This is a genomic window from Cupriavidus necator N-1, from assembly GCF_000219215.1.
Taxonomy (GTDB): Bacteria; Pseudomonadota; Gammaproteobacteria; order Burkholderiales; family Burkholderiaceae; genus Cupriavidus; species Cupriavidus necator.
This window is the reverse complement of the sequence record NC_015727.1, coordinates 483,584-497,355: the sequence shown is the minus strand read 5'-3', so window position 1 is coordinate 497,355 and position 13,772 is coordinate 483,584. Positions and strand designations below refer to the sequence as shown.

The following is a 13,772-nucleotide window of genomic DNA, read 5'->3' as shown; positions in this document are numbered from 1 at the left end:
GTAATTCGTCAGCCAGGGGAGTGCCGCTTCCTAAGCTGGCGCGCCCGTACACCCCGCATCGAACACCGCTCTGCGGGTTGTGATTGCCCATGCTGTTCTGGCAAGCTTGTTCGCCAGCGCGCAAGCCACGACGTTGGAATGGCGGCGCAACAACATTGCGCGTACCCAGTCCGCCAGTCGCCCGGTTCGTCTATCAAGTTGACGCATATAAGCTCTCGCGCACAGAACCAGCAAACGCCTGATGTTCTTGTCCCCGCGTCTACTGATGCCGAGTAAGTTGGCTTTCCCACCGGTACTGTGCTGCCGCGGCACTAGCCCGATCGATGCCGCGAAGTCTCGGCTGCTGCCGTATTGTTTGCCGTCGCCCATCTCGGCGGCCAGTACGCTCGCGGTGATCGGGCCGATTCCTGGAATGGATAGCAGGCGCTGTCCGGTGTCATCATCAGCGAGCTGGAGGGTCATCTCCTTGTCGATCTCGCCAATCTGTTCGGCGAGGTACTTGAAGTGGCTGTGCAGGCGTTCGAGGATCGCGACCAGTTGCGGTGGCAGCGGATGCTCAGCCAGCACCGCCGGCAGGCGCTTGATGACCGCTTGGCCGACCGGCAGGCTAACGCCGAACTCCAGCAGGAAGCCGTGCATCTGGTTGACGGTCTTGGTGCGATCGCGGATCAGCGATTCGCGCGCCCGATGCAGGGCAGACAGCGTTTGCTGGGACTCCGTCTTCGGTGTCACGAACCGCATGGATGGGCGCGAAGCCGCCTCGCAAATCGCCTCAGCATCCACGAAGTCGTTCTTGTTACTCTTGACGAAGGGCCGCACGAACTGCGGTGAGATGAGCTTAACCTGATGACCCAAGGCAGCCAGCTTGCGGGCCATGTGGTGCGAGCCAGCACAGGCTTCCATGACGATGGTGCAGGCGTGGAACGTTGCGAAAAACTCGACCAACTGCTTGCGGCTCAGCTTCTTGCGAAACACGCCTTTACCTCTGCGGTCCTGGCCGTGTAGGTGAAAGGAATGCTTGCCAAGGTCGATACCAACCAGGGTCACGCTTGCAGCATGATGGTCTCCAATCAATTGGTGCCGCAAGCGTAGCGCACTCGCGGAGGCGGGGGTGACCATCAGTCCTAGTGGACTGCGAGCGCCAACCCAACCTGTGTCCTGTCGCAGCGACTCTAGCCTCTCCAAGCACCGCTTCGACTCACCGTGCTACAACAGCCATTTCGCTTTGAGCACGCGTTCACGCAGTCGACTCTTCGAGTATGCGCATCAGTGCCACGCAGACCTCGGAGTGCCATGAGGAGGTTCTCGAACCGCATGCCAATGTGATACCAGTCCAGCACGCGGGCCGTTGCCGGTGGCAACTTGCACGCAAAACTAATATCATCGCCACCATCACTGATACCGGTGATCCGGATGAACTGGTCCACCTACTCGGTCAAGACCACAGTCTGAAGCCGTCGCAGGATCTCTTGCGACTCGCGAATGAACAGGCCCAGCCCCGAGGCCGGAGCCACATCGGCGTTGCGCTCAATCACCGCACTTTGATCACCTTAGAGGGCTGTTCGCCCGCCCGCTCAATACAGGCTTGGATCGAGATGCGCATGGCGGTCTCCGGTAGTCTCAGTGCGCGGCCTCGCCCTACGATATCGAAGGGATTGCCGAGCTGAGCGCCCGGTCTATCGATGCGGACGACTTCGGCCCCATGTCGGACAACAGCATGCAAGAAAAGCGGCCGGGACCCAGGCCTGGCCTGCAAATTCAATGACACGCAGACCCCGCAGTGGTCCGGATTTCGTGGATGTTGTCAAATCCATAAGTACCTCATTCTCAGCGTTCTTGCAGCAGCCAAGTAGCCTAACCGAGCACAAGCGCAGCGCCGCCCATGCTCACAAGTACAAACGCCAGGTTCGCCCGCAGGCTGATGACCAGGATAGGAATACCGCTGAAGCGAGCTGCCATGAGGCTGACCACCGAGAACGGCGTGACGATGATGGCAAGCCCCCAGCCTACCAAAACGGCACACACGTGCACTAATGACGGCAGATTAAGAAGCATCGGAGAAAGACTGGAGCCGACCAGGATGGCGCTAAGCATCGGGTGAATTGCGGTGCCGGAAAGCAGCACTATGGCAACTATTACCAACAGGCAGCTTAGGTAAGACGAGCCGCCTGTCATCTGCGCAATGGCTGCACTCCAACTGACGGGGAGGGCCTGAGAGAAGACCGTGCCGGCGCATCCCGATGCCAAGAACAGCATTACTTCCCCCGCCATGGCGCTTTGCCCGAGGAGATCCTGCCCCAGTTGTCGGCTGCCTGCTGCCCAGCGGCGCGTTCGATCCGAGGTGTGCAGCACATTCAGCAGCCATGCAACTGCAGGCGCGCCGAAGATAATCACGGCGGATATTGACAGATTCAAGCGGTTGCTCGTAAGCACCATGAGTGCAACGAAACACAATATCACCGCCATGATCGGCAGCCCTTCTCGCAGCAGCGGGACGACTGAGGTCGCCTGCGCCTCACTTGGCATCGCGCCTCGCCGCTTAGCCTTCTCAAGCAGCGCTCCCAGGCCGATGAACAGGGCCGATATCACAAAGGCATACGGCAGCACCTCAGTCCATCCGATGCCTCCGTACAGCGCCAGCACGATGCTCATGTTGCTGTACATGGGGCTCCACAGGCTGAGTGCGGCATACCCCCGCGAAATAGCGCTGAAGTCTGCGATCTGGTCTGTCTTCACAACACCGTCGCGCTGGGCCGCCACGTCCATCATCATGGTCAGGCCGGCCAGACCAAGGAACCCGCCCAGGAATTGCGCGGCAATCCCCAAAGCAAGCGGCCTTTGGCTGCGCTGCAGCGCAAAGAGATCCGCAACCACCTTGCGCATGCGAGGCACGCGCATTGACGCGCGCGACAACAAGCTGACCGAGATCAGCAGCGAAGAGATCATGCCGCCGATTCGCACGCCACTCTCCAACGCTTTCATGGGCATGTCAATCACAGGCAACAGCAACACCGTCAGTGACGTCAGTGCGATAGAGGTGCGTCGGACTCCAGTCGCGGCCTGCCGATGCTGCAGCAGCAAGAAGATCAGGTAACCCACGGCAAGCAAGGCAACGCTGAACCGATGGCGCAGCAGCATATCGGCCAGCATCAGTATTGGCATTGCGGCTGTCGCTGTCCCTTGCTTCCAAGGAAAGGCCATGGCCCGGCGGCCGGTTAGCACCGGGCCTCCGGGCGAACCTTCGACGACTTGGAAACAGGCGGGCTTCTTATGTGGATCAGGGCTTCTACTCATCAGGCGCTTACTCAGACCGAGTGACAGTATGGTTGGCGCAGATCACCGGCATCAAGGTGGACCACATCCCCGACAAGGGTGAAGCCGCGACGCCATGGCAGTGCGTGCCGGCGAGTCGCGTTGCAGCATGACGCGGGCGCTGCGCCAGCCCGAACACTATTGCCTGGTATCACGGCGGTACGGCATTCGGCAGAAAACCGCGGCAACTGTGGCCCTCCTGATGGAGCCTTTCCAGGAGCTGGAATTCGTCCTGGCGCAATGACCTCGGCGTCGCGTGTCGGATACATGGCCGTCTCTCCGCAGTGGCCGGCGCCGGATGGACCGGCCGTGCCGGCACCCTCCCCGCCTCAAATAATCAATTAGAACTTGTGGCGCACGCCAACATTGGCCGCGAACTGATTCATGCCCGGATCCGTATTGCCCCATCCTGCGGCACCTTGTCCGGCACCGAGCGCTGAACCGTTCTTGTTCTTCGTGTAGGCAGCGGACAGGTAGACATCTGTGCGCTTGGAGAATGAATAGTTCGCGAACCCGACGAATAACCAAGGATCGGCACTGGAATGGCGGAAGTCCTGATAGTAGGCTGCCCCTGCCAGCGTGACCGCCGGCGTCACCTGCCAACGTGCCCCGGCCCACCACAGGTTCGCTCCCTGCGTCGCCGCAGCGGAAGTCGTGCCCGGCAGCCGCGCCCCGCCCGAGGCATTGGCCCACCGGTATCCCGCGTAAGCAGTCACCTTGTCGAACGCATAGGTGCCGGCGAACGTCGCCCTGCGCGTTGTGGCATCCGGGTTGGTTGTCAGGGTACCGGTATTGGTCTCGTCATACGCCCCGCCAAAACTCGCGCGCCCAATGGAATAGTCAAGTTTTGCGCCGTACTCGCGGCCGAGCTTGGCATGACCAGGAACTTCACTACCATTCACCGTCCCGCTCTCCGCGCCAAAGCTATACATTGCCGCCGCGTTCAGCCCGCCAAAGGTCCCGACGTACTTGACCGTGTTGTCGGAACGCCCCACGAATCCCAGATCCTGGGTAAAGATCGAGTACCGCGGCGCCAGTCCCATGGGGTCAAAGCTCGCGACGAAGTCAAAGAGCAGATTCTGCTGCCGCCCCAGCAGCAAGCTGCCGACACCTGCCTGGCTCAGCCCGACATAGGCAGACCGCCCGAACAGCCGGTTTCCCTGTCCTGACTTGCCGGTATCCGGATCAAAGCCGCTTTCGAGAAGAAACAGTCCCTTCAGACCCGCGCCGAGGTCCTCTGTGCCACGCAAGCCCCATCGCGACCCGGAGATATTGCCTGCGGTTTCCCTGACGAGATCCTTGCCGCCACCCGCCTGATGATTGGCGTATTCAATCCCTACGTCGACCACGCCGTAGAGCGTGACATTGGACTGTGCCGACGCCCCCGATGCCATTGCAGCGAATGCCATCGTGGCACCGATTTGAAAGCGGTACTTCATCTTATCTCCTTCCTCCTTATTGTGATTACCGCGCTGAACATACCGCTGATATCGCGCGGGACGACCGCCGTGCCGCTCCCTGCGGCACGGTACGGATCAGTTGGCCAGGCGCCTCACTCGACCGGATCGTATGGCAGCCCGACATAGTTCTCGGCAATATTCCTGAGCCCTGCCTCCGAGCTGGTGTAGTAGTCGTAGTCCGTTCGCTGCATGCGCTGGTCGAACGGTTCCTTGTCCGGGAATTCGTGCAGGAGGTTGGTCATGAACCATGAGAAGCGCTCGGCCTTCCAGACGCGCCGCAAGGCAATATCCGAGTATTTGTCCAGCAGGTCGGTCCTGCCCTTCTGGTAAAACAGTCGCAGGATCCGGTAGAGCGTATTGACATCGCTCGCGGCAAGGTTCAGGCCTTTTGCGCCGGTCGGGGGCACAATGTGCGCGGCATCGCCGACGAGGAACAGCTTGCCGTACTGCATAGGCTCGACGACATAACTGCGCAACGGCGCGATGCTCTTCTCAAGCGAGGGGCCAGTTACGAGCTTGTCGGCTACCTCAGCGGGCAGACGGCGCTTTAACTCTTCCCAGAAACGATCGTCGGACCAGTCTTCGACGCGCTCGGTCAACGGGACCTGCAGGTAATAGCGGCTGCGCGTTTGGGAGCGTTGGCTGCAAAGCACGAAGCCGCGGCTGTGATGCGCATAAATCAGCTCATGGCTGACCGGCGGGGTATCGGACAGAAGACCCAACCAGCCGAAGGGGTAGACACGCTCGTAATGCTTCTGGATCTCAGCCGGAATGGCCTGCCGCGAGATACCGTGAAAGCCGTCGCAGCCTGCGATGTAGTCGCAGTCCAGGCGTATCGTTTCCCCATCCCGTTCGAACGTGACATAAGGCTGCGCGCCCTTCACGTCATGGAGCCGCACATTGGCAGCCTGATAGATCGTGGGGGCACCGGCCGCCAGGCGGGCATCCATCAGGTCGCGGGTCACTTCAGTCTGACCATAGACCAGCACCGTACTGCCACCCGTCAGTGCCTTGAGGTCCAGGCGGTCGCGTTCCCCCCCATACACCAATTCAATACCCTCATGCACGAGCCCTTCCGCGTCCATGCGCTCGCTCACGCCCGCCTCGCGCATCAGGTCTACCGTGCCTTGCTCGAGCACCCCAGCGCGGATGCGCCCAAGCACGTACTCGGGCGTCTGGCGTTCCAGGATAATGTTGTCGATACCCGCGCGCGTCAGCAATTGCCCCAGCAGCAGACCTGATGGCCCGGCGCCAATGATTGCGACTTGTGTCTTCATCTTGATTCCTTCCAAATACGTAGGGCCGGACCGCAGGCGGCCAGGCCCGACACGTCTTGCCTTACAGGTCCATAAGCTTGGCCAGCACATTGCGCTGGATCTCGTTGCTGCCGCCGCCGATCGGGCCCACGCGCGAGTCCCGGAAGAACATCTGCATGTCGTATTCCATCGAATAACCCGCGCCGCCCAGCACCTGCAGGCCGATATCCGCGCACTTGAAGTTGTTGTCGGTCGCGACGATCTTGGCAATGGATGTTTCCTGCAGGGCGGGATGGCCGCCGTCGAGCAGTTCCGCGACACGATAGGTGGCCTGTCGTGCCGATTCCGACATGATCAGCATGTCGGCAAGCTTGTGCTGGATGACCTGGAACTTCGAGATCGGCTGACCAAACTGGATGCGGTCCTTGGCGTAGTCGCGCGCGTATTCGGTGATCTTGAAGCAATGCCCCGACGAGATTGCCGCCAGCGCCATGCGCTCGAGCCCCAGGCACTTCATGATGTTCTTCCAGGCCATGCCTTCACCGCCGATCAGGTTGGTGGCAGGCACGCGCACGTTGTCGAAGAACACCTCATTGGCGTGCGAGGTCCGCCGGCCGAGCATTGCCAGGGGCTTGATGGTGACACCCGGGGCTTTGGCGTCTACCAGCAGCGTGCTGATGCCCTGATGGCGGGCCGCCCCGGTATCGGTCTTGGTGATCACCACGAGATAGTCCGCAACGTGCGCACAGGTGATCCAGACTTTGTTGCCGTTCAGCACGAATTCGTCGCCATCGCGGCGGGCATTGGTCTTGATGCCGGCCACGTCGGAGCCAGTGCCCGGCTCGGACATCGCCAGCGCGAGCTTGGTCTTGCCTGCGATGATGCCCGGTACAATTGCCTGCTGCAGCTCGGGCGAGCCGAATTTTGCGATATGCATGCCGGCGTAGATCGCCGTGGTGGTCACGGCCTGGGCGATACCGGTGTAGTAATAGCCGAGCGTCTCCAGGAAAACCGCAATGTCCTTGAAGCTGCCGCCCATGCCGCCGAGCGATTCGGGATAGAAGATGCCCAGATAACCCGCTTCGGCCAGCGCGTTAAAGGCTTCATGCGGAAACTCGCGCGCCTCGTCCATCTTGCGGACCTTGTCCCACGGCAGATGGCGCGAAAGCAGGTCGAGCACGCCTTCGCGCATCATGCGCTGTTCTTCCGACAGTCCGGCGATATTCATCAAGGTCATGGGGTACTCCTGAAAACGGATGTTGAGTCAAAAGGGGGGCCGGGCGCCCTGGCGCCGGCGCGTGTGAGCGCCGTGGTTTCAGGCCACGGCTGTACGTCCAGTGGGGATCCTGTTCCGGCAGACGGGCTTAATCTGCGGTGATGTTGTGCTTGCGGATGATCTCCGCGTACTGCGCGTGCTCGGTGCGGAGCAGCTTCTCAAACGTCTGTGGGGAGGACGGCTGGGCCACCGCCGAGTTCGCCAGCAGCTTGGCTCGAATGGCGGGATCTTTCAGCACCTGTTGCACAGCCTGGTTGAGCTTGTCGATGATCGGTTGCGGCGTCTTTGCAGGCGCCATCAGGCCAAACCAGATCTCCGATTTGAACCCGGGCAGGACCTCGGCGATCGGCTGCGCGTTCGGCGCGACCTCCGAGCGCCCGGCGCTCCCCACGCCCAGCAGCTTCAGGTTGCCCGCGTTGACCTGGCCCATCATCGTCGCCGACGGGCTGGTAAATAGCACCTGCGATTCGCCTGAACGTACCGACATTGTGGTATTCGCTTCACCGCGATACGGTACTTGTGTCATGCGCAGGCTGGCCGCCTGCGAAAGCAAGTGCGTGGCCAGGTTGCCGTAGGATCCCGGGCCGGCGGTCGCGTAGTTCAGCGTGTTCGGGCGGCCCTTGGCATAGGCGAAGAACTCGCGCAGGTTGTTGACCGGCAAGTCCTTGTTGACGACCAGCACCATCGGCATGGCGGTCACCGTCGAGATGGGCGCGAGATCCTTGAGCGGGTCGTATCCGGCCGCCTTGTTGAGCAACGCGGCGATCAGCAGACCGTTGTTCGGATACAGCAGGGTATAGCCGTCGGGTGCGGCACGTGCGACAAATGCAGCGCCGATCGCGCCGGATGCCCCCGCGCGATTGTCGACGATGATGGGTTGCCCCAGGATCTTCGACAACTGCTGGGAAATGGCGCGTACCTGGATATCGCTGGCGCCTCCTGCTGAGTATGGCACCACCACCGTGATCGGCTTGGATGGATAAGCGTCCGCTGCGGCAACGGGTGCCAGGGCGGCCATGGATAGCAGCACGCCAGAAAACGCGGCGGCAAGTCCGCGCGAGGTTCGCGCGATGCGAGGCAGGAACTTCATCTTTGTCTCCAATTTCTTGTCAGGTTGGCGGGTTTCTCACCGCTATCGGTGACTCGTCGGAATCGTCACCCCAGGCATGGCAACCGCGCGGATCAGCCGCGTCTCCTGGGCGACGATGAGATGTTCTGACGCCGCCAGATAGTCGGAGAACCGCGGGTGGGCATCGCGCGCACGGGAGCGACGCTCGTAGTCGGCGAGATCCACATATCCCCACAAGTGCACGAACTGGTTCTGCGGTCCGACCTGGCTGACGTAAGCGCCAAGCGGGTTGCCCAGTGTTTCGAGCAGAATGGGCATTGCCATCTTGCCGAACACGTCGAGGAACTCGTTCATCTTGCGCAGCCGGATCGTGTAAATACGGTGGTCGACAAGGGTTAGCGCGTTATCGGGCTGCATGGACCTTCTCCTGTCGTGTACCTTGCAATGCCCGGCTGCCGGCTGGCACATTGGCGCGCCTGGCGATATGCCGGCCGGTGATATAGCCGAATGTCATAATGGGACCAAGCGTGATGCCTGCACCCGGATAATTGCCGCCCATAATGCTTGCGCGGTCGTTGCCTACAGCGTAGAGCCCTTCAATAGGGACGCCATCCTCGCGTAGCACGGCCCCTTCCACATTAGTCGCAATGCCGTCGAAGGTGCCGAGATCGCCCATCACAACCTTCAGCGCATAGAAGGGGCCTTGTGCGACCGGCGCCACGCAGGGGTTCGGTTTGTGCTCCGGGTCGCCGAGGTACCGGTTGAACGAGGTGGTGCCGCGGCCGAACTGGCGGTCGTCGCCGTGCTGTGCCCCCGCGTTGAAGTCCCGCACCGTCTGCTCCAGCGCGTTCGCGTCGATGCCGCACTTCTGCGCCAGCTCGGCGAGCGATCTTCCGCGCATGAGGTAGCCTTTGCGCAGTAGTCCCCCCAGGGGAAGCGGCGCCGGCTTGGCGTAGCCCAAGCCATACTTGGAAATGGTGCCCTGGTCGCAGATCAGCCACATCGCCGTTTCCGGCTGGCCTTCGCAAGCGCGAATGAGGTCCGCCCCCACATCGTGGTACGAATTGGATTCGTTGGTGAACCGCTGGCCGTTGCGCAGCACGCCGATCACGCCTGGCTTATAGCGGTCCAGCAGGTGGGGGAACGCCACGAAACGGCCGCCGCGCATCGGCACCTTCGACACCGGCATCCAGGCCGCCGCGTCGCGATAGCGCAGCGGCACTGTCCCGCCGGCCTGTTCGGCCAGGCGCGCACCATCACCGGTGTTAGTGACAGGCACGGGCGAGAAGTGTTCTCCGCCACGGGCAATGTGTGGGTATGCCTTGCGCAGCCGCTCTATGTCATGGGAGAAGCCGCCACTAGCCAGCACCACCCCTTGCCTGGCGCGGATCTCGACCTCGCGGCCGTCGCGGCTGACGACCGCGCCCACGACGGCGCCGTCTCGCGTGACAAGGCGAAGTGCGGGAGAAGCGGTCCAGATGGGAATGCCGAGCTCCAGAGCCGATTTCGCCAGGCGCGCGGCCAGTGCATTGCCGCTGGTCACATTGACGCCGCGTCGATAGCGCACCAGTTCCTTGAGGTGGCTTGCCAGCCGCCTGGCAACGTAGAAGAACGAGCGGACCGACTTCGTGACATTGAAGAAGTGCTTCAGGTCGGCATTAGACGAATTGAACATCATGCCGATGAACGTGATCGTCGCCAGCGGCGGGCGCAGGCGCGGCATGTCCTTCCCGAGTTCGCGGATGTCGAAGGGCGCCGCCAGGATCGAGCGGCCGACATCCACGCCGCCGATCTGCGTAGGGTGGTAGTCGGGGTACAGCGTCGGCACGAACCTCACGCTGGTTTCGCGCTCAAACCACTCGACCATCTTTGGACCGTTCTCCAGGAACGCGTCGACGGCAGCAGCGTCGAAGGCGGCGCCCGCTTCAGCAGCGAGATACGAGCGCGCGGCATCGCGGCTGTCTTTCTGGTTGGCGCGGCGGGAGACCGGGTTGCCGGGAATCCATAGCACACCGCCCGAAAAGGCGGTGGTACCGCCAAACATGCTGTCCTTCTCCACGACCAATACGTTGAGGCCGTGCTTGCGGGCCGTGACTGCAGTGGAGAGGCCGCCCGCGCCGGAGCCGATCACCAGCAGATCGCAGTCGACGGTGTCTGTGGACGGAGGGGTGTCGCGCATGGCGTAACTCCTGAAACAATATGGAAAATGGTCGTGATCGCAGCGGCGGCCGTACCGTGGCCGCCGCGCGAGGACAATTGCTCAGCGCTGCAGAGCCCGGGCGGCGAACAGGTCTCCGTCCTCGTAGCGCAGCCGGACCATCTCGACGGGCATGCCAACGCTTGGGGCAACGGCTTCTGTCTCTAGCAGCTTGCATGCGATGCGCACGCCGCAGTCCAGGTCGACAATACAGACGCAGTACGGGGCCTCTGCCGCGAAGATGGTCGGCGCAGCGTGCACGCGCGTCCAGGAATAGATAACGCCGCGCTGACTGAGCTCGGTCCATTCGAGTGAATCGGACCAGCAATGCGGGCAAATGATCTGTGGCGGAAAACTCTGCTTGCCGCAGTCGCAGCAGCCGGTAGTGATCCAGCGGCCTTGCGCAAGTGCGCTCCAGAAGGGCTCGGTCGCTTTCGATACACGGGGCGGATAGGCGCGTGCGGCGGCCATATCGACGGTCTTGAGCATCATTGAACTCCCTCGAACACGTGAACCAGCGCAGCGTTGTAGTTGCCCAGTTCACCGGTGGCAACCCCCCATCTGGCGTCCTTCACCTGGCGGTCTCCCGCGCGGCCCCGTAGTTGCTCGGCGATCTCCACGTAGTTGTAGAGCGACGTGACATAGGACGGATGGCCACGCGAGATCAGACCACCCGAGGTCGATATCGGAATCCTGCCGCCCAGGGTTGTTTCTCCTTCGAGCGCAGCGATCGATCCGCGGCCGCGCGGCACCAGTCCGAGGGCCTCGCTGACCAAGATCTCGACAATCGTGCAAGGCGCATAGGGTTCCGCCATGTCCAGGTCGGCAGGCGTGATGCCGGCCTCTGCGTACGCATATGCCGAAGCCACACGCGCTGCCTCGAAACCGATCATGTCGTTGGGCACGTCACTGATCTGGTGGGAGCCGTCATGGTGGAAGCCGCGGCCTTGGATCAGCACATACGGGCGGCCGGTAGCCAGTGCAACATCCTCGCTTGCAAGTACCAGGCAGGCCGCCCCGTCCCCGCGGGGGGGCACGTCGTACAGCCCCAATGGCTCAACGATCGGCCGCTGTTCCAATACGTCCTGCATCGTGACCGGCTTCCGGTATTGGGCCAGCGGGTTCATGGACGCATGGAAGCGGTTCTTCACGGCCACGGCAGCCAGCTGCTCGCGCGTGGCGCCATACTCGTGCATATAACGGGTGGCATCCATGGCGTACCACGAGATTGGCGTGAAGCCTGCCGGCACATGGAAGTCGACGTCACCGGTCGCGCGCATGCTGCTCATGGCGTGCTCGGCAGAAGAAACCGCCGTTTCCATATTGACGCCGAGTGCCAGTGCGACTTTGGCCCTACCCAGCAGGATCTCATTGCATGCCTGGTCCAGCGCCAGCGCCGCGGTCATGCCATTGCCCATCACCTCGAGCACGGTACCCCGGCATGGCAGCTTGAGTTTGCCAACCATGAAGGTGTGCAAATACTTCTGGCGCGTATAGGGACGCGGCAACGTGAAGACCAGGCTCTCGATATCGCGCTTCTCCACGCCGGCATCGCGCGTCGCCTCAAGCACCAGGCGAAGCAGAATCTCGTGCTCCAGCGTGTGGATGTCCTCCGTGTCCGCCGTCTGGTGCCGCCCCACCGGAATGGCACTCGCGCCGATGATCGCGATGCGCTTTTTCTTGCTCATTGCCTTGTCTCCATCACTCGTGCATGCAGCGGAACGCTCGTTCCCGCCAATGCACACGTTCGATTTTATCCAATGGTAGAACCAATGAAGTCATGATGTCAAATCAGGGATTTCACTCAGAGGCCCCCTTCCCAACTCGAGTCGCAATCGTTGACTACGCTGCGGCGATCCATTACATTGGTTGAGCCATTGACAAACGTTGGAGAAGGAGACCATGTTTAACCAGGGCTATATCGAAGAGCTACCAGTGCGTGAGACGCCATCTCAGCCAAGAGAAAGCGCCGTGAGCGGACTAAAAGTGGTGGACTTTTCGCATTTCATCGCTGGGCCATTCGCGACAATGATCCTGGGGGACTTTGGCGCTGATGTAATCAAGATTGAGCGACCTGGGCGCGGGGAGGATTTTCGCTATTACCCCCCACTGGATCCCGAGCTACCTGCGCAAGGCGGCCCGTACCTTTGGAGCAATCGAAACAAGCGCAGTCTCGCGCTAGATATCAAGACCGAGGAAGGTGCGAAGGTAGCGCTCGATCTGATCGCCACTGCCGACGTCGTGTTCGAGAACTTTTCGAGCGGCGTCATGGAGCGTCTTGGACTTGGCTACGAGCGCTGCGCGCAACTCAATCCACGCCTCATTTACTGTTCCGTGTCCGCGTATGGGCGTACGGGGCCATATGCGGATCGACTGGGTTTCGACCCTGTCGTGCAGGCTGAGAGCGGTTACATGTCCATGAATGGCTACCCTGACCGCCCCGGCGTCCGCAGCGGGCCGGTGGTAATGGATATGGGGACGGCCCTGATGGCGAGCAATGCACTGCTGCTTGCCTTATTGGCACGCGAGCGCACCGGGAAGGGACAGTTTGTGGAGGTATCGCTATTTGATACCGCTGTGATGATGACCGGATTCGCCGGCATGCAGAACTTGCTGACCGGAAAGGATCCCCAGCGCCACGGCAACTCAACCCCGGATACCTGCCCGTCGGGGGTGTTTCGCGCGGCGGACCGCCCCTTTTACCTGCATTGTGGGAACGACAAGATCTTTGCGCGCCTGTTCGGCGATGTCTTGGGACGCCCGGATATTGCGGCTCGTCCCGATCTGGTGAGAAGCTTCGATCGGCTTAATCATCGTGACGAACTGTTTGGGATTCTCAACGAGGCTTTTTCGGCGCAGCCATGGAGCCACTGGCAAGCTAAGTTGCGCGCAGCCTCCATACCACACGGCGAAGTCCGTACACTTGGCGAGGCGTTGCGCTCTGGCGAGGCCCAGTCACGCGGTCTGACAAACCGTATTCCCCATCCCGTAAAAGGCTGGATTCCCCACATTGAATCGCCGATGAGGCTATCCGAAACGCCTGCCGTGGCGCCGCGGCCGGCGCCCGCGGTGGGTCAGCACACCCTCGAAGTGCTGCGCGAAGTCCTTCACTACGACGACGCGCGGATCGCGGCTCTCGAGCGCGCCGGCGCCCTGGGTGCTGCGCCGGTACCACAAGCATAATCCCGGTTATGGCTGGCAA

General features: G+C 61.7%; 11 protein-coding genes. 1 reads left to right on the top strand and 10 read right to left on the bottom strand.

Annotation, left to right across the window (positions count from 1 at the left end; translation table 11 throughout):
* Window positions 1-30: 30 nt before the first annotated feature.
* From CNE_RS32355 to CNE_RS32310, 10 genes are all read right to left on the bottom strand, one after another.
* A complete protein-coding gene (locus tag CNE_RS32355; protein ID WP_013958959.1) occupies window positions 31-1,119 on the bottom strand; it encodes an IS110 family RNA-guided transposase in 1,089 nt (362 codons plus the stop codon).
* Window positions 1,120-1,854: 735 nt separating this feature from the next.
* Window positions 1,855-3,150 (bottom strand): hypothetical protein, encoded by a 1,296-nt coding sequence (locus tag CNE_RS32350; protein WP_148271749.1) that lies wholly within the window; start codon window positions 3,148-3,150, stop codon window positions 1,855-1,857.
* Between the two features lie 503 nt (window positions 3,151-3,653).
* Entirely contained in the window at window positions 3,654-4,751 is a 1,098-nt protein-coding gene (locus CNE_RS32345; RefSeq protein WP_013958955.1) for a porin, read from the bottom strand.
* A gap of 113 nt (window positions 4,752-4,864) precedes the next feature.
* Window positions 4,865-6,049 carry a 4-hydroxybenzoate 3-monooxygenase gene (gene pobA, locus CNE_RS32340; protein ID WP_013958954.1) on the bottom strand — a complete coding sequence of 395 codons (1,185 nt, stop codon included), beginning with the start codon at window positions 6,047-6,049 and terminating at the stop codon, window positions 4,865-4,867.
* 61 nt (window positions 6,050-6,110) lie between these two features.
* Window positions 6,111-7,265 carry an acyl-CoA dehydrogenase family protein gene (locus CNE_RS32335; RefSeq protein ID WP_013958953.1) on the bottom strand — a complete coding sequence of 385 codons (1,155 nt, stop codon included), beginning with the start codon at window positions 7,263-7,265 and terminating at the stop codon, window positions 6,111-6,113.
* Window positions 7,266-7,392: 127 nt separating this feature from the next.
* Window positions 7,393-8,322 (bottom strand): Bug family tripartite tricarboxylate transporter substrate binding protein, encoded by a 930-nt coding sequence (locus CNE_RS32330; protein WP_148271748.1) that lies wholly within the window; start codon window positions 8,320-8,322, stop codon window positions 7,393-7,395.
* Window positions 8,323-8,436: 114 nt separating this feature from the next.
* Window positions 8,437-8,790: an NIPSNAP family protein gene (locus CNE_RS32325; RefSeq protein WP_013958951.1), complete on the bottom strand. Its 354-nt coding sequence runs from the start codon at window positions 8,788-8,790 to the stop codon at window positions 8,437-8,439.
* Window positions 8,777-10,552, bottom strand: coding sequence for an FAD-dependent oxidoreductase (locus CNE_RS32320; RefSeq protein ID WP_013958950.1), 1,776 nt, complete (start codon window positions 10,550-10,552; stop codon window positions 8,777-8,779). The genes CNE_RS32325 and CNE_RS32320 overlap by 14 nt, the downstream gene beginning before the upstream one ends.
* Before the next feature lie 81 nt (window positions 10,553-10,633).
* Window positions 10,634-11,062 carry a Zn-ribbon domain-containing OB-fold protein gene (locus tag CNE_RS32315; protein ID WP_013958949.1) on the bottom strand — a complete coding sequence of 143 codons (429 nt, stop codon included), beginning with the start codon at window positions 11,060-11,062 and terminating at the stop codon, window positions 10,634-10,636.
* A complete protein-coding gene (locus CNE_RS32310) occupies window positions 11,059-12,258 on the bottom strand; it encodes a thiolase family protein (RefSeq protein WP_013958948.1) in 1,200 nt (399 codons plus the stop codon). The genes CNE_RS32315 and CNE_RS32310 overlap by 4 nt, the downstream gene beginning before the upstream one ends.
* A gap of 214 nt (window positions 12,259-12,472) precedes the next feature.
* Between CNE_RS32310 and CNE_RS32305 the strand changes: the two genes are divergently transcribed.
* Complete coding sequence (locus CNE_RS32305) at window positions 12,473-13,753, top strand: CaiB/BaiF CoA transferase family protein (protein WP_013958947.1); 1,281 nt, start codon at window positions 12,473-12,475, stop codon at window positions 13,751-13,753.
* The last annotated feature ends 19 nt before the right edge of the window (window positions 13,754-13,772 follow it).